General features: G+C 71.8%; 13 protein-coding genes. 7 read left to right on the top strand and 6 right to left on the bottom strand.

The genetic code is table 11. From position 1 onward, the window contains the following. The first annotated feature begins 129 nt into the window (after nucleotides 1–129). The 3 genes from ACZ6KF_RS16655 to ACZ6KF_RS16645 all read left to right on the top strand — a co-directional run bounded on the left by ACZ6KF_RS16655 (nucleotide 130) and on the right by ACZ6KF_RS16645 (nucleotide 3,016). Nucleotides 130–564: a VOC family protein gene (locus ACZ6KF_RS16655; protein ID WP_469159225.1), complete on the top strand. Its 435-nt coding sequence runs from the start codon at nucleotides 130–132 to the stop codon at nucleotides 562–564. 180 nt (nucleotides 565–744) lie between these two features. Then, nucleotides 745–1,707 carry an SDR family NAD(P)-dependent oxidoreductase gene (locus ACZ6KF_RS16650; RefSeq protein ID WP_469238998.1) on the top strand — a complete coding sequence of 321 codons (963 nt, stop codon included), beginning with the start codon at nucleotides 745–747 and terminating at the stop codon, nucleotides 1,705–1,707. 265 nt (nucleotides 1,708–1,972) lie between these two features. Further along, nucleotides 1,973–3,016, top strand: a complete 1,044-nt coding sequence (locus ACZ6KF_RS16645; RefSeq protein ID WP_469159227.1) for a M48 family metallopeptidase — start codon at nucleotides 1,973–1,975, stop codon at nucleotides 3,014–3,016. Between the two features lie 112 nt (nucleotides 3,017–3,128). Here ACZ6KF_RS16645 and ACZ6KF_RS16640 read toward each other — a convergent pair whose 3' ends face one another. From ACZ6KF_RS16640 to ACZ6KF_RS16620, 5 genes are all read right to left on the bottom strand, one after another. Then, nucleotides 3,129–3,536 (bottom strand): YciI family protein, encoded by a 408-nt coding sequence (locus tag ACZ6KF_RS16640; RefSeq protein ID WP_469238995.1) that lies wholly within the window; start codon nucleotides 3,534–3,536, stop codon nucleotides 3,129–3,131. 236 nt (nucleotides 3,537–3,772) lie between these two features. Next, nucleotides 3,773–4,795 carry a polyprenyl synthetase family protein gene (locus tag ACZ6KF_RS16635; protein WP_469238993.1) on the bottom strand — a complete coding sequence of 341 codons (1,023 nt, stop codon included), beginning with the start codon at nucleotides 4,793–4,795 and terminating at the stop codon, nucleotides 3,773–3,775. Then, nucleotides 4,788–6,209 carry an NAD(P)/FAD-dependent oxidoreductase gene (locus ACZ6KF_RS16630; RefSeq protein ID WP_469238991.1) on the bottom strand — a complete coding sequence of 474 codons (1,422 nt, stop codon included), beginning with the start codon at nucleotides 6,207–6,209 and terminating at the stop codon, nucleotides 4,788–4,790. The genes ACZ6KF_RS16635 and ACZ6KF_RS16630 overlap by 8 nt, the downstream gene beginning before the upstream one ends. Continuing rightward, nucleotides 6,202–7,392, bottom strand: coding sequence for an MAB_1171c family putative transporter (locus ACZ6KF_RS16625; RefSeq protein WP_469159230.1), 1,191 nt, complete (start codon nucleotides 7,390–7,392; stop codon nucleotides 6,202–6,204). Before ACZ6KF_RS16625 ends, ACZ6KF_RS16630 begins: the two co-directional genes overlap by 8 nt. A 55-nt stretch (nucleotides 7,393–7,447) precedes the next feature. Further along, complete coding sequence (locus ACZ6KF_RS16620; protein WP_356628664.1) at nucleotides 7,448–8,041, bottom strand: toxin-antitoxin system, toxin component; 594 nt, start codon at nucleotides 8,039–8,041, stop codon at nucleotides 7,448–7,450. Between the two features lie 332 nt (nucleotides 8,042–8,373). Here ACZ6KF_RS16620 and ACZ6KF_RS16615 point away from each other — a divergent pair, with 332 nt between their 5' ends. The 3 genes from ACZ6KF_RS16615 to ACZ6KF_RS16605 are packed head-to-tail and all read left to right on the top strand — an operon-like array spanning nucleotide 8,374 to nucleotide 10,954. Continuing rightward, on the top strand, nucleotides 8,374–9,264 hold the full coding sequence (locus ACZ6KF_RS16615) for an ABC transporter substrate-binding protein (protein WP_469176966.1): 891 nt from the start codon (nucleotides 8,374–8,376) through the stop codon (nucleotides 9,262–9,264). Further along, nucleotides 9,261–10,178 (top strand): amino acid ABC transporter permease, encoded by a 918-nt coding sequence (locus tag ACZ6KF_RS16610; RefSeq protein ID WP_469238988.1) that lies wholly within the window; start codon nucleotides 9,261–9,263, stop codon nucleotides 10,176–10,178. Before ACZ6KF_RS16615 ends, ACZ6KF_RS16610 begins: the two co-directional genes overlap by 4 nt. Nucleotides 10,179–10,225: 47 nt before the next feature. Beyond that, on the top strand, nucleotides 10,226–10,954 hold the full coding sequence (locus ACZ6KF_RS16605) for an amino acid ABC transporter ATP-binding protein (RefSeq protein WP_356628834.1): 729 nt from the start codon (nucleotides 10,226–10,228) through the stop codon (nucleotides 10,952–10,954). Nucleotides 10,955–11,150: 196 nt separating this feature from the next. Here ACZ6KF_RS16605 and ACZ6KF_RS16600 read toward each other — a convergent pair whose 3' ends face one another. Continuing rightward, complete coding sequence (locus ACZ6KF_RS16600; RefSeq protein WP_356628832.1) at nucleotides 11,151–12,869, bottom strand: discoidin domain-containing protein; 1,719 nt, start codon at nucleotides 12,867–12,869, stop codon at nucleotides 11,151–11,153. Between the two features lie 430 nt (nucleotides 12,870–13,299). Here ACZ6KF_RS16600 and ACZ6KF_RS16595 point away from each other — a divergent pair, with 430 nt between their 5' ends. Next, nucleotides 13,300–15,495: a discoidin domain-containing protein gene (locus ACZ6KF_RS16595; RefSeq protein WP_469159233.1), complete on the top strand. Its 2,196-nt coding sequence runs from the start codon at nucleotides 13,300–13,302 to the stop codon at nucleotides 15,493–15,495. Nucleotides 15,496–15,805: the final 310 nt, after the last annotated feature.

The following is a 15,805-nucleotide window of genomic DNA, read 5'->3' as shown; positions in this document are numbered from 1 at the left end:
GTGCTCGGGTGGCGGGGTCCTGCGCCGGGGACCCGGCCCGCCAGGACCGCGACGACGGCCCGGTGGACCGGTTGCGCGAAGGAAGAAATCCCGTCCGAGCGACCGGGTCTCCCCTGCTACGGTGAGCCGATGGCATCGGTGAGACAGGTTCAGGTCACCTTCGACTGCGCGGATCCCGAGCGCGTGGCGCGCTTTTGGTGCGAGGTGCTGGGGTACGTCGTACCGCCTCCACCGAAGGGGTTCGCCTCCTGGGAGGCGTACCACCGCTCGCTGCCGCCCGAGGAGCGCGGTGCCTGGTTCGCCTGCGCCGATCCCTCGGGCGTGGGTCCCCGCCTGTACTTCCAGCGCGTTCCCGAAGGGAAGGTCGCCAAGAACCGGGTGCATCTCGACGTGCGGGTCGGCACCGGCCTCGTGGGCGAGGAGCGTCTGGCGACGCTGGAGGCCGAATGCGCCCGGCTGGTCGCGCTCGGCGCGGTCCGGGTGCGGCTGCTGACCGCCGACGAGGACAACGAGTCGTGCATCGTGATGCAGGACGTCGAGGGCAACGAGTTCTGTCTCGACTGAGCCCCCCCGCCGGAGCGCGTCCGGTCATGCCTTCCACGTATGGAAGCAGGCATTGGACCGGACGGGACCGGGCTGATTCGGTGGTGACGCGCGAGACACGTGGCGCCGGGGGCCCACGCCCTGCGGCACACGGCGCGGCGCACGGCGCACGTGTGCGGGCCATCGACGGGAGGGCATGACGTGAAGACGACGAACGGGTTGCCGGCGGACGGGAACAGGCCGTCGGGGCGGGGACGCGTGCGGCCGGACGGGGCGTCCCGGCGGGGCGTGCTGCGCGCCGGGGCGGCCGGTCTCGCGACCGGGACGGTGGCGGTGTCCGGAGCGGGGACGGCCGCCGCGGCCGGAACGAGCGCGGCGGCGACGCACGCCGGCCGAACTGCTGGGCCCTACCACGGCAAGGTCGTCCTGATCACCGGCGCCACCTCGGGCATCGGTGCGGCGGCGGCCCGGCTGCTGGCCGACGCGGGTGCGCGGGTCTGGTTCTGCGGTCGGCGCGAACAACTGGGCCGGCGGCTGGAGTCCGCGATCCGCGCGGCCGGCGGCGAGGCCACCTACGTCCGTGCGGACGTGCGCGACGAGGACCAGGTACGCCGGTTCGTCACTGCCTGCGCCGAGCGTCACGGGCGGCTCGACGTGGCCTTCAACAACGCCGGCGTCGAGAGCCCGCGCGCGGTCCGCCTGCACGAGCAGACGCTGGACGACATGACGGCCGTGTGGCGGACGAACGCCGCCGGGGTCTTCCTCGCGATGAAGTACGAGATCCCGCACATGCTGGAACAGGACGGCGGCGGCGTCATCGTCAACACGGCCTCGATCTCGGCGGAGGTCGGATTCGCCACCATCGCCCCGTACAACGCGAGCAAGCACGCGGTGGCCTCGCTGACCAAGGTGGCCGCCCTCGAATACGCCCGCCAGGGCATCCGGGTGACCGCGTTCGCCCCGGGTGCGGTCGACACGCCGATGCTGCGCCGGGCGGCGGAGGCGTTCGGGATGACCTACGAGGAGATCGCGCGGGACTATCCGATCGGCCGCATCGTCGGGGCTCAGGAGATGGCCCGGGTCATGATGTGGCTCGGCTCGCCCGACGCGGCGCCGCTGATCGGCACCGACGTCGACGCGTCCGGGGGCTACCTCACCGGCTGAGACGACCGTCGCCCCGGTGTCCCGCGGAGCACTTCGCGACGTCGGCGACATCGGCGGCGGCCCCGAGAACCTCGGCGACCTCGGCGACCTTCGGGGCTTTCGGGCTTTCGGGCTTTCGGGCTTTCGGGGCCGGAAGCGACGCGTGCCCGCCAGAATGGGTGGACCGCACAAGGATTCGTCATCGGAATCGGGGGCAGAGCGGATGCACTGGGGCGACAGGGGTGGGACGACCGGCCGCGGTCACCGGATGAAGACGGCGGCGGCCGTGACCGTTTCCGCGCTGGTTCACCTGATGACCGCCGGCCTCGCGGTGGGCGGCGCGCTGCTGATCGTCCTCGGATGGGGAACGGTGGTCCAGCCCGCCCTCGGTTTCCTGCTGATCTGCCTGGCCGCCCACCTGCGACCGCGCCGCGCCCGGCTGGACGACGAGCGGTTCCTGCGACGGGCGGACGCGCCCCGGTTCTTCGCGCTCCTGGACGAGATCGCGGAGTCCGTCGGCACCCGGGGCGTGGATGCCGTACGCCTCACCCCGGAGTTCGCGATCGACGCTGTGCCGTTCGGTCCGCGGGGCAGGCGCATCGATGTCGGCCTCGCCCTGTGGGAGACGCTCACGCCGCAGCAGCGCGTCGCCTGCCTGGCTCATCAGCTCGGACACTTCACTGCCGGGGACGTACGGCACCATCTGCTGGTGCGCACCGTGCTGCGGCGGCTCCACCGTGTCACCGAGTCTTCCCGGGACGCGCGCACCCAGCGGGAACAGGCCATGGCCGCTTCTCCGGTGAGCCGGCACGCGGACGAAATGGCCCAGGCGGATGCCCGCTTCCGCAGGGACAGCACCCTGGCGCGCTGGGCCGTGTGGTTCGTCACCTGGCCGCAGGAACGGTTGGCGCGGTGGGTCCAGCGCCTTGCCGCGTCCACGGCCGATGACGTCGAATACCGCGCGGACGCTCTCGCCGCCCGCGTGGCCTCCACGGAGGCGGCCGTGCACGCGCTGGAGTGCCTCGGGCTGTCGGGAGCCGTGACCGCCGAGCTGCGCCGACTGGCGGTCGAGGCCCGGACGTTCGGCCGGAGGAGCGCGGCCGAGGAGCTGTGGCCGAAGCTCGCCGCGTACGCGGCGGACGCCTGCCGGACGGACTTCTCCCGCGATGTCGCGCGCGTGCGGATCGGCGTGCTGAGCGAGGCGGCGCGGTGTCCGGCGAGGGTGACGCTGGACAGTGCGGCGGCCGAACTGGTGGACCGTGAGCTGGAACCCGCCAAGCGTGCCCTCGCCGAGCGGATCGTTCGGGACCACACCGGCATGGCCCGCTGAGGCGCGGCACCGTCCTGTCTCCCCACGGCGCCGTGCGACGGCGTCGGCTGCGGTGCGGGCGGGCGCTGAGGCGGGCGGCCTGGCGCGTCGGGTGAGCGCGTTGGGCCGCGCGTCAGGTGAGCGCGTTGGGCGGCGCGGCCAGGAACGGGCGCACTTCCAGCCACTCGTGGATCGGCCTCCCGCCCGCTCCGGGCGCGGCCGACAGTTCCCCGGCCAGCTCCACGGCCCGCTCCTCGCTGTCGACGTCGATCACCATCCAGCCGGCGATGAGGTCCTTGGTCCCGGCGAACGGGCCGTCGGTGACCGGCGGGCGCCCCTCGCCGTCGTAGCGGACCCACATGCCCTCGGGCGCGAGCGCCTGGCCGTCGACGAACTCGCCGGTCTTCTCGAGCCGGGCCGCGAAGTCCTGCATGTACTGCAGGTGCGCCATGATCTCCTGGGGCGTCCACTGGTCCATCGGTACGTCGTTCACCGCCGGCGGGGCGCCGCGGTAGTGCTTGAGCAACAGGTACTTGGCCATGGTGTCTCTCCTCTTGTCCCGGCGCGGCCCCTTGTGGCCGCGTTCACCCCAGGGACGGAGCCGGACGCGGGTTCGCGACATCGCGTCCGGACTGTTTTCTCCGCCGGGTCCAGGAAGCGGCCTCCGGCGGTCCGGGGCAACCGGGGCGGGTCCGGGGGCGGCCCGCGGAGGATGCCGGTGGTCGGCCGGTGAGGGCGGCCGGGCGGATGCCGGCGGGGGCGGGCGGCGGTTTTTCGTCACAGGGTCGAAGGGGTCGTGGTACGGGGGCGCAGGAGCATGCGGGAGGACCGGTCGACCAGGTCCCGCATGACCGCGAGGTGGGCCGTGTCGCCGGGCAGCTCGTCCAGCAGGTGCCGGGCCTGGTCGCGGAAGGCGCCGACGTCCTTCTCGTAGACCGCGAGGATCTCGGGGCCGAGCAGCAGGTCGGTGAGGTCGGCGCGGGCGGCCGCCGAGGTCCTGGCAGCGGCGTGCAGGGCCGTGATCCGCCGGACGGCGGCGGGGGTGCCCGTCTCCAGGGCGCAGGCGAGCAGGTAGGTGGGGGTGCCGTTGAGGAGGTCCTCGTGGCGGCCGGAGTCGATGTCCTCCTGGTCGTTCAGGAGCTGCCACAGAATGCCGAACACCTCGCCGAACCGGCGCCACCGTCCCACCCGTGGCTCCGCGGCGCCGGCCAGCCGCGCGGCCATGGCCGTGATCATGCTGAACGGTGCGCCGGACTTGCCCAGGTAGGCCGCGGTGACCGAGTCCCGCGTGGCGGTGGTCGGCTCCGCGTGGAGGTCCCTGAGCTGGCCCTCCGTCGCCTTGATCCAACAGGTGACGACCTCGGTGGAGAGCGCGCCCCGCACGGGTTCCGGGATACGGTCGGAACGGAGGACGAGAAGGGGCAGGGGGGCCGCGGCGACGACCGTGGCGAGCAGTGCGTCGCCGTCGTCGCCCGGGCGGCCGCGGCCGTGGTCGCCGTGCGCGTCGGCCAGGTCGTCCAGCCAGCAGGCCGAAGCCCACCAGAGGTCGTGGACGACGGTCAGGGGCAGCGCCGGTCGGGGATCTCCCGTCTCCACGGCGTGGACGATCAGCGGCAGGACCGACAGGGGGTAGCGGAAGGTGCGGCGCTCCAGGAACCGGGCGACCGCCGCGCGGACCGACGGCGCCGAGGCGCCGAGCGTGTCGAGTGCGGCCCGTCGCTCCGCCGCGATGCCGGCGGCCATGCGGCGGTGCAGGTCGAGGTACGACGTCGTGGTCATGTGGTCCCTCGTGTCACTCACGGGTCGCGGACGTCCTGTCCAGGGAGTCGAGCAGGAGGCGTTCGGCCGGGGTGAACTGCGGCTCGGACACGGGCGGGCGCACGGGGCCGACGAGGGCCGTGAGCAGGACTCGGGGCCTGAACAGTGACGCGGGCGGCGCCTGGAGGGTCAGTACGTCGGTCAGGGCCGTGGCGGCGTGGAAGGAACCGGTGGCGGTGCGGGACAGCCGGCCGACGTAGCGGTGCAGGAGGCGGTCGACGAGGTCGGGTTTCCTGCCCCGAGTGGTGGCGAAGTGGATGTCCTGTCCGGTGGCGAGGGCCCATGCGGCGTTCACGGAGCGGCCGATGGCGCGTTGCGCCCGGTGCGCCGGTCCGGCAGCGGGCCCGCTCGCCAGAATGCGGCGCAGGGCCACCGCGCCCTGCGCGGCCACGGACATGCCGTGGCCGTACACGGGGTTGAAGGCCGCGACGGCGTCGCCGAGGACGACGAGGCCGTCCGGCCGCCCGCCGAGCCGTTCGTAGTGGTACCGCGTGTTGGCGGTGCTGTGGGTGACGCTCACGTCGGTGAGGGGTTCGGCGTGCCGCAGCAGGTCGGCCACGATGGGGTGCCGCAGTGTGCGGGCGAAGGGTTCGAACGCGTCGGCGCTGCGGGTGGGGTGGCTGCCGGGGCCGCCCATCACGCTCACGTGCCAGCGATCGCCCTCGATCGGCAGGATCGCGCCCGCGGTGGGGGGCTGCGGCAGGCGCGGGTCGGCGTTGACCGAGACCATGGGCCAGTCACGGGTGGGGACCGGGGCACGGTAGATGCGGCTGGCGTAGACCAGCCCCGAGTCCACGCGCTCCACCCGCGGCCCCGGGACGCCCAGGTCGCCGAGCCATTGAGGCGTGCGGGAGGAGCGGCCGGAGGCGTCGATGACGAGGTCGGCCTGGAGCTCCGACTCCGTTCCGCGGGCGTCGCGCACACGCACACCGGTGAGGGCGTGCCGGTCTCCGAGGAACCCGACGGCCTTCGTGTGCGTCCGCAGCCCGATCCGCGCGTCGGCGAGTACGTGCCGGCGCACGACGGAGTCGGTCAGGTCCCGGCTCGCGGCGATCAGGAAGTGCGTGGCCCGCTGCCAGCGGCGGTACCAGCCCTCGGGCGAGTGGATGACCATGTTGGTGGTCATCGGGATGCGATGGGCGCCCGCCTCCAGCAACGCGTCGACGCTGCCCGGCAGGAGTTCGTCCAGAGCGCGGGCGCCGCCGCTCGGCAGGAGATGGATGTGCACGGCCTGCGGAACGCCGGTGCGCCGCTCGGGGCCGTCGGGCAGTTCGTGCGCCTCGACGATCTCGACGGACGCCGCGTGGTCCTTGACGGCGGCCGCGGCGAGCATGCCGGCGACGCTGCCGCCGATGACGACGACGCGGGCGGGATGCCGGCGTGGAACTCTACTCACGGTGGGCTGCTTTCGGCAGGGGCACGAAGTGCTCGAGTACGTCGTGGACAACGGGCGAGGAGAGCGCCAGGGACAGCGGGGCCAGGTCCTGCGCACGCCACACGAAGGGCTGTGCCGGGTCGTGGACCTGATCGGGCCGGGCGCGCTGCTTCTCGCGCGCGGCGAGGATCATCGCCGCGTCCGCGATGGCCGCGGCCCGGGGTTCCTCCGCTCCGTGCCGGCGTGCGGCGCGGTGGGCCGCGTCCCGGAACGCGGGGTCGCAGTACGGGCCCAGGGCGAGGAGGGCGTCGTAGAGGGCGGTGCGTCGCCAGGTCAGGAGTACGGCCGGTGGGGTGCGCCACCACGGCATCACCGTGCGGACGGCTCCGGGCGTGGGTACGTCCCGCAGGGCCCGCCAGAGCGGGGTGAGGCGCCACAGCTGCCGGACGATGCCGGTGAGGGCCGCCAGGCGCGGGCCGATCAGCGGAAGCGTGAAGCCGATGGCGCCGAGGACGGCGGAGGGAGCGGCGAGTTGCGGGGCCACCGGATACACGAGGAAGTCGAGGTCGTGCCCCGTCCAGCGGGCGCCCACCGCGACGAGTTTGATGACGTCGTAGAGCACGTGCAGCGCATAGGCGGGGACCAGGAAGCGCAGGCCCGCGCGGAGTGACCCGTGGACCTTCTTGGACCATCGCCAGCACAGCGTGGTCGTCGCCGTCGTGGCCACGCCGTGCGCGATCAGATACGTGACGATCATCTCCCGGATGTACGGCGTCTCGGCGTAGTAGGCGTCGAAGAGGGTGAGTTGCTCCACCGGCGTGCTGCCGGCCCCGAACAGGAGGAAGATCGCCAGGATGGCCACGCCGTACGCGCCGACGCAGATGCGGGACACCCTGCGGGTCTGCTCGGGGGGCGCCGGCCGCCAGTTGATGATCAGCAGAAGGCTGGCCGCCGAGTACGCGGTGGTCGCCGCGTAGACCACGGGGGCGGCGAAGTTGGTGACGCCGCTGAGCCGGTTGAGTTCGACGATGGACCGGGGTGCGGCGAGGATCATGACGCAGCCGCCGGCGAAGAGCAGCAGGCAGGCCGCGCGCAGCATGGGGTCGTGCGGTCTGCGCACCAGTGCCGGGATCTTCAGGGCGCACACCAGTAACAGGATGAGCCCGCTCAGGTAGAAGACGGCGCTGCCGGATGGGGTGTCCACGGTCCTCGTTCTCTTCTCGGCGCGGGCGGCGACTGCGGGGCCGCACCGGTGGGTGTCAGGTCTCGCGCAGCCGGTGCGTCATGGTGACCTGGATGCGGCCGGCCACGCCGCGTGCGGTGACGCGGTGGGCGGCGTCGTCGAGGACCGCTTGTACGTCGGTGGCGAACCGGAAACCGAAGAGTTCCGCCTCGACTTCCGCGTCGAGGCTGCGGGAGTCGGTTCGTGCGGCGAAGTGCAGGGTCGCGTCCGTCCGCCCGTCGAAGGGCTCGTCGACAGGCACGTCGAGGGCTTCCGAGAGTTCGGCCACGACGTCCGTGAGAGCACCGAGCGCGTCGGCGTCGTCGGCCCGTGATGCCGCGGAGCCGTAGGCGGTGACGTGGCCGCAGTGGTCGTTGAACATGTGCCAGGCCTCATGGCCGATGATGACGAGTTGGTGCCCGGGGTCGGTGTTCTCCTCGAAGACGATGAGATCGTGACCGGCCCGGTCCAGCCAGAATCCGCTGGCGGTCATCGGCGGAAAGGGGGCCGCGCGTAATCGCACCGGTCTGCCGCGTACCTCGCTGAGCGCCCGTTCGAGTGCCGCGGTGACGTCCTCGTCCTCCGCGAGCGACCGCACCCGACCGGCGAGGTGCGCGCTCAGCCTGCGCATTGCTTTGGTTCCCCTACTCACTGAATCCTCTTCGTCGTCGCCAAGTTCCAGGAGAGCCCGCCGAGTTGCGGCCGAGCGGTATCGGCGAAGGCGCTCGGCCGGGGGTGGTGCGGCCAGGTGCGGTGGTCGGGTCCGGGCATGCTAGCCGTGCGCCCGCCGGAGGGGCAACGATCATTGAAGCCATGGTCGCTCCTCGCGCGGGCCTTGGGGATGACGACCGGTGTGGGGCGGGTGGAGGTGGCTGTTCACAGGATCGCAACACGCGTTCTCATGATGCGAACAGTTCCCGTGACGACTCGACAGACGCGGGCGTGCACTGCCACTCTCCCGCCATGCGCTTAGCCTCGTGCGCGTCGTTCCGCGCCGCAACCGTCGCCTCCGCCGCCGTTCTCGCTCTCGCCGCGGGTTGCGCTCCGCAGCCCGAGGAGCAGCCGGCCGGCGCTCCCTCCGGCTCCGGGCCGTCCGGGACACCGTGTACCGAGGGCGAGTTGGCCACCAAGACCGCCGGCCGGCTGACGATCGCCACCGACTCGCCCGCCTACGAGCCGTGGTTCAAGGACGACGATCCCGCCAACGGCGAGGGCTTTGAATCGGCGGTCGCCTATGCGGTGGCGCGGCAGCTCGGCTACGACCGGAAAGAGGTCGTCTGGCAGTCGGTGCCCTTCAACAAGGCGTTCGCCCCGGGCGAGAAGACCTTCGATTTCGACGTCAACCAGGTGTCGATCAGCGACGAGCGCAAGAAGGCGGTGGACTTCTCCTCCGGCTACTACGACGTCCGACAGGCCGTCGTCGCGCTCAAGGGCTCCGAGGCGGCGAAGGCGACGAGCATCGCCGATCTACGGGAGGTGAAGCTGGGCGCCCAGGTCGGCACCACCAGTCTCGACCACATCCAGGACATCGTGCGGCCGAAGCGGGATCCGGCCGTGTACGGCAAGAACGACCAGGCCAAGTCCGCGCTGAGGAACGGTCAGGTCGACGCCGTCGTGGTCGACCTGCCGACCGCCTTCTACATCACCTCCGCCGAGGTGACCGACGCCGAGATCGTCGGCCAGTTCGCGGACGGGGGCGCGGGACGCGAGCAGTTCGGCCTGGTCCTCGACAAGGGCAGTGCGCTGACCCCCTGTGTGACACGGGCCGTCGACCGGCTGCGTGAGGACGGCACGCTCGCGGCGATCGAGCAGCGGTGGCTGTCCGACGCGGTGGACGTTCCGGTGCTCAAGTGACGGTCGTCAAGGAGAACTCCGGCCACGAGGGCGCGGACGACGACGAAACCGCGCCGGGCGGGGCCGACGCGTATGTTCCCTCGCGGCGGCGCGTCGAGCGCGAGGCGTACCGACGCGCCCGCGCCCGTCGCGCGACGGCGATCGCGGCGCTGTCCACCCTCGTCACCGGGGTCGTGCTCTATCTGGTCGTCGTCAACGCGCCCGGCTGGCCGCGCACCCGGCAGACCTTCTTCTCCGGTCAGTACGCGCGCGAGGCGTTGCCGAAGGTGCTCGAAGGGCTGTGGCTGAACGTCCGGCTGCTGCTCGTGTGCGGCGCAGCCGTCGTCGTCCTCGGCATGCTGATCGCCGTCGCCCGCACGCTGAAGGGCCCGGTGTTCTTTCCGCTGCGGGTGCTGGCCGCCGCGTACACCGACTTCTTCCGCGGTCTGCCGCTGATCATCAACCTGATGATCGTGGTCCTGGGTGTGCCGGCGCTCCGCCTGCAGGGCGTGACCGTGGACCCGGTCCTGCTCGGGGGTACGGCGCTGACACTGACGTACTCGGCCTACGTGGCCGAGGTGTTCCGCGCCGGCATCGAGTCCGTCCATCCTTCCCAGCGCGCGGCGGCCCGCTCGCTGGGGCTGACCAACCGGCAGGCGCTGCGCCATGTGGTGCTCCCTCAGGCGGTACGCCGGCAGGTGCCGCCGCTGCTGAACGATCTGGTCTCGCTCCAGAAGGACACGGGGCTGGTGTCGATCGGCGGGGCGGTGGACGCCGTGCGCGCCGCCGACGTCATCGCGGGCCGCAGCCTCAACTACACCCCCTACGTCGTCGCCGGGCTCGTCTTCGTGGCGCTGACGATCCCGATGACCCGCTGCACGGACTGGGTCACCGCGCGGATGGACCGCCGCCGGGCCCAGGGAGGCGCACTGTGAGCGGCACCCCCTCTCGGCCGGACTCCCCCACCGCGCCCGTCCTGCGCATGGAGTCCGTCCGCAAGTCCTTCGGCGACACGGTCGTCCTGCGCGACGTCGGCCTGGAGGTCGCCCCGCACACCGTGACCGCCCTCGTCGGGGCGTCCGGGTCCGGCAAGTCGACGCTGCTGCGGTGCGCGAACCTGCTGGAGGAGATCGACGACGGCGCGATCTGGCTGGACGGCCGGGAGATCACCGATCCACGCGTGGACCGGGACGCCGTGCGCCGCCGGATCGGGGTGGTCTTCCAGGCGTACAACCTCTTCCCGCACATGACGGTCCTCGACAACGTCACCCTGGCCCCGCGGCGGGTGCACAAGGTGGACCGCGCCGAGGCCGAGGCGCACGCCCGCGAGCTGCTCGACCGGCTCGGACTCGGCGCCAAGGCCGGCGAGTTCCCCGATCGCCTCAGCGGCGGTCAGCAGCAACGCGCGGCGATCGTGCGGGCGTTGGCGGTCCGTCCCCGGTTGCTCCTCCTCGACGAGATCACCGCCGCGCTCGATCCGGAGCTGGTCGGCGAGGTCCTCGCGGTGGTCCGCGACCTCAAGGACCAGGGCATGACCATGGTGCTGGCCACGCACGAGATGGGCTTCGCCCGGGACGTCGCCGACCAGGTGTGCTTCCTGGCGGACGGGGTGATCCTGGAACGCGGCACGGCGCAGCAGGTGTTCGGCGCCCCACGGCAGGAACGCACCCGGCGCTTTCTGCGCCGGATCGTGGAGGCGGGCCGTCTGTGACCAGTCCGGCCGAGCTGCGCGCGTACGGCCCGGTGTCGACGGCGAGGAGGACGGCGCAGCCGCTCGCATCAGCGGCGAACACGGTGCGCACTCCGGTCCGCTCACACGGACGTCCGCCCGGGCGCCGCGCCTCTCGGCAGAGGCGCGTGGCCGGGGTCCGCGGAACCCGGCCACGCCGTTCACCACTGCCGGAGCGTCACTGGTAGACCCGCACGTAGTCGACGAGCATCCGCGCCGGGAACGGCGTGGACGCGTCGGGCGGTCCCGGCCAGTCGCCGCCGACGGCGAGGTTGAGGATCAGGTAGAAGGGATGGTCGAAGACCCACGGACCGCGGGTCTGCTCGATCTGGGCCTTGTCGAGTGTGAGGACGGTCCGGCCGTCGAGACTGTAGACGATGCCCTTGCTGTCCCACTGGGCGGCCCACACATGGAAGTCGTCCGAGTAATCGGCGTCCCCCGGAAGCTTGTAGGGGGCCCCGATCCCGCCGGCGCCGTTGTACGCCGGCGCGTGGACGGTCGAGTACGAGGTCTTCACGTCCTTGCCGAGGACCTCCAGGATGTCGATCTCGCCGTTGTACGGCCAAGGACGGCCGTCGAGGAAGTCGGCGCCCATCATCCAGAAGGCGGGCCACAGACCGTTGCCCTTGGGCACCTTGATCCGGGCCTCGACCCGGCCGTACGTGAACTCGAACTTGTTACCGGTGTTGATCCGGGCGGACGTGTACTGGCAGGTGCCGCTTCCGGTGAGCGGGTCGGTCGGGCACGAGGAGCCGGGGGTCGCCTGCTTGCGTGCCTCGAGGACGAGGTGGCCCGCCCCGTCCATGCTCACGTTGTCGTTGTCGGTGTAGTACTCCAGCTCGTTGTTGGGGCCGGTGCCGGGGTCCGCGCTCCACTTGGCCGGGTCGGGCTTGGTGCCTGCCGGGGAGTTGAACTCGTCCTGCCAGACGATCCGGGGCGGGTCGGCGGGGTCGGGCGGCGACGGGGGCGGGGTGATCGGCGCTCCGCCGGTGCCGTACACCTGGAACTCCCACAGGGAGTAGCCGTACTGGGTGGCGCGCTGGGTGCCGTAGAGGCGGACGTACCGGCCGGTGCCGGAGACGGTCAGGGTCTGCTTGAAGCCGGTGCCGGTCGTGGTCGAGTAGATCGGGGTCCAGTTCGCGTTGTCGGGTGAGACCTGGATCTGGAACGACCTGGCGTAGGCCGGGTCCCACTGCAGCACCACCTTGCTGATCTGCGCCGTCGCGCCCAGGTCGACGGAGATCCAGCCGGGATCGGTCCAGCCGTTGGTGGGGCTGGTCGCCCAGCGGGTGGCGGGGTCGCGGTCGAAGGCCCGGGCCGGGGAGCACTCCCAGCAGTGGCCGTCGTGCTGCGAGCTGGACGCCGCGCCGGTCCTGCCGTAGGACAGGAGCTTCTCGCCGGGGTCCGGGCCGGTGCCGGTGTCCTTGGCGCCGAACACCTGGAACTCCCACAGGGAGTAGCCGTACTGGGTGGCGCGCTGGGTGCCGTACATACGGACGTACCGGCCGGTTCCCGAGACGGTCAGCCGCTGATGGCCGCCGGTTCCCGAGGCGGTCTCGTGGACCGTGGACCAGGTGCGGGCGTCGGCGGACACCTGGATCTGGAACGCCTTGGCGTGGGCGGTTTCCCAGTTGAGGGCGACCTCGCTGATCCTGGCGGAAGCGCCCAGGTCGACCTGGATCCACTGGGGGTCGGCGAAGGCGCTGGACCAGCGGGTGCCCGGATCGCCGTCCACGGCGTTGGCGCCGGCGAACGGGTTCTCCGTGGACGAGACCGTCACCGGTCTGCCCTGGGAGAGCAGGGGATCGGCGGCGTGCGCGGGCGGTGGACCCGGTACACCGGCGAACGACAGCAAGGTGACCGCCAGGGCTATGAGCAGGCCCAGGCGGCGACGCATCGGACTCACGGCGGCTCCTCGAAGCAATCGAGTGGGGCGAGAACGACAGGGAGCGCTCTCTGGAGGGGGAGCCTGCTGCCGCCGGGAAGAGGTGTCAAGATTTTTCGTTCACCTTGAGAAAACATGTGATGCGGACCTGACGGAGGGTCAACCCGCCTTGCGCGGACGCAGGGTTCGCCATGTGCCGCGCCTGTCGGCGGCAGCCTTCGCGAAACCTTCCCGGTCGCGGCGCAGTGCGGCGGATCGGCGAACGGCCGGGTTCTCACCGACGCCGCGACCGGACCGGGCCCTGGGCGCACCAGCGCTCAACTGCTACTTAATGAAAGATGAAAGATAAGTGATGACAGATCCTTGACCGCTCCGTCTCGTTACGGGCAAGGTTCCCGGGAGCGCTCTCCCCATGTCGTTCTCGTTTCCAAGGAGTCCCCACATGCCCCTGGTTGGCATACCGTCAGTGGCGCCCCCGCCACCCCGCAGATCCGCACGCCGAGGCGTCGTCGGCGCGGTGGTCACGGCCCTCGCCGCCACCCTTCTCACCTTCGCCCCGGCCCAGGAGGCCGAGGCCGCGCCCGTGCTGCTGTCCCAGGGCAAGCCGGTCACCGCCTCCAGCCAGGAGCACGGCGGCACGCCGGCCGTCGACGCCGTCGACGGCAACTCCGGCACCCGCTGGTCCAGTGCCCACTCCGACCCGCAGTGGATCCGCGTCGATCTCGGCGCGACCACCCAGGTGAGCCAGGTCGTCCTGGACTGGGAGGCGGCGTACGGCAAGGGCTACCGCATCGAGCTGTCCACCAACGGCACGGACTGGTCGACGGCCTACCAGACCACCACGGGCGACGGCGGCACGGACACCGTCAACGTGACGGGCGAGGCCCGTTACGTCCGGATGTACGGCACCGCCCGCGCCACCCAGTGGGGCTACTCGCTCTGGGAGTTCAAGGTGTACGGCGAGAGCGGCACCGGAGGCCCGCAGCTGCCGGGCGGCGGCGACCTCGGCCCGAACGTGCACGTCTTCGACCCGTCGACGCCGGGCATCCAGGCCAAGCTGGACGAGGTGTTCCGCCAGCAGGAGTCGGCGCAGTTCGGCAGTGGCCGGCACGCGTTCCTGTTCAAGCCGGGCACGTACAACAACCTCAACGCCCAGATCGGCTTCTACACCCAGATCGCGGGCCTCGGCCTGAAGCCCGGCGACACGACCATCAACGGTGACGTGACGGTCGACGCCGGCTGGTTCAACGGCAACGCCACCCAGAACTTCTGGCGGGCGGCCGAGAACCTGGCGCTGAACCCGGTGAACGGCACCAACCGGTGGGCGGTCTCCCAGGCGGCGTCGTTCCGTCGTATGCACGTCAAGGGCGGGCTGAACCTCGCGCCGAACGGCTACGGCTGGGCCAGCGGCGGCTACATCGCCGACTCGAAGATCGACGGCCAGGTCGGCAACTACTCGCAGCAGCAGTGGTACACCCGCGACAGCGCCATCGGCGGCTGGTCCAACTCCGTGTGGAACCAGGTCTTCTCGGGTGTCGAGGGCGCCCCGGCGAACAGCTTCCCCGAGCCCCGCTACACCACCCTGAACACCACCCCCATCTCCCGCGAGAAGCCGTTCCTCTACCTGGACGGCAGCGAGTACAAGGTGTTCGCGCCGGCCAAGCGCACCAACGCCCGCGGCACCACCTGGGCGAGCGGCACCCCGCAGGGCGAGTCGATCCCGCTGAGCAAGTTCTACGTCGTCAAGCCCGGCGCCACCGCCGCCACCATCAACCAGGCGCTCGCCCAGGGCCTGCACCTGCTGTTCACCCCGGGCGTCTACCACGTCGACCGGACCATCAACGTCGACCGGGCCAACACCATCGTGCTGGGCCTCGGCCTGGCCACGATCATCCCCGACAACGGGGTGACCGCGATGCGGGTCGCCGACGTCGACGGCGTGCGGCTGGCCGGCTTCCTCATCGACGCCGGCACCGTCAACTCCCCGACCCTGCTGGAGGTCGGCCCGCAGGGAGCCTCCGCCGACCACGCTGCCAACCCCACCACCGTCCAGGACGTCTACATCCGGATCGGCGGCGCGCACGCGGGCAAGGCGACCACCAGCATGGTCGTCAACAGCGACGACACGATCATCGACCACACCTGGGTGTGGCGGGCCGACCACGGCGACGGCGTCGGCTGGGAGACCAACCGCGCCGACTACGGGGTCCGCGTCAACGGCGACGACGTGCTGGCCACCGGCCTGTTCGTCGAGCACTTCAACAAGTACGACGTCGAGTGGTACGGCGAGCGCGGACGCACGATCTTCTACCAGAACGAGAAGGCGTACGACGCGCCCAACCAGGCCGCCATCCAGAACGGCTCCACCCAGGGCTACGCCGCCTACCGCGTCGACGACTCCGTCGACACGCACGAGGCGTGGGGCCTGGGCAGCTACTGCAACTACAACGTCGACCCGTCCATCCGCCAGCACCACGGCTTCAAGACCCCGGTCAAGCCGGGCATCAAGTTCCACAGCCTGCTGGTGGTGTCGCTCGGCGGCATGGGCCACTACAACCACGTCATCAACGACACGGGCGCGTCCACGGTTCCCGCGGGAACCACGACCGTGCCGTCCACCCTGGTGTCGTTCCCCTGACACCCCGCCCGCCGGCCGCCCCGATGATCCGCGGCGGCCGGCGGCCACTCCCCTCCGGACCGGGTGACATCCCGCGCCCCGGTCCGGAGGGACCCGCGGCGCGCCCGAACCGGGCGCCCCGGCCCGCACCCCCGCAAGCCCCCCTGCGACCGTGCCGTTCCGCACCGGACGGCACGCCGCGGCCACGCGCCGTACGGGGACCGGGGACCCCCCTGGTGAGCGCTCCCCGCCCGGCACCCGACCCGCCAGGAGCAGACGTGTCCAGACCCCTCTCACCCCCCACGGCCCCCACCCGTCGCCGCGCCGGCCT

This window comes from Streptomyces sp. NPDC046379 (assembly GCF_055587785.1).
The sequence above is the reverse complement of the archived record's forward strand: the minus strand, read 5'-3'. Positions and strand labels throughout refer to the sequence as shown.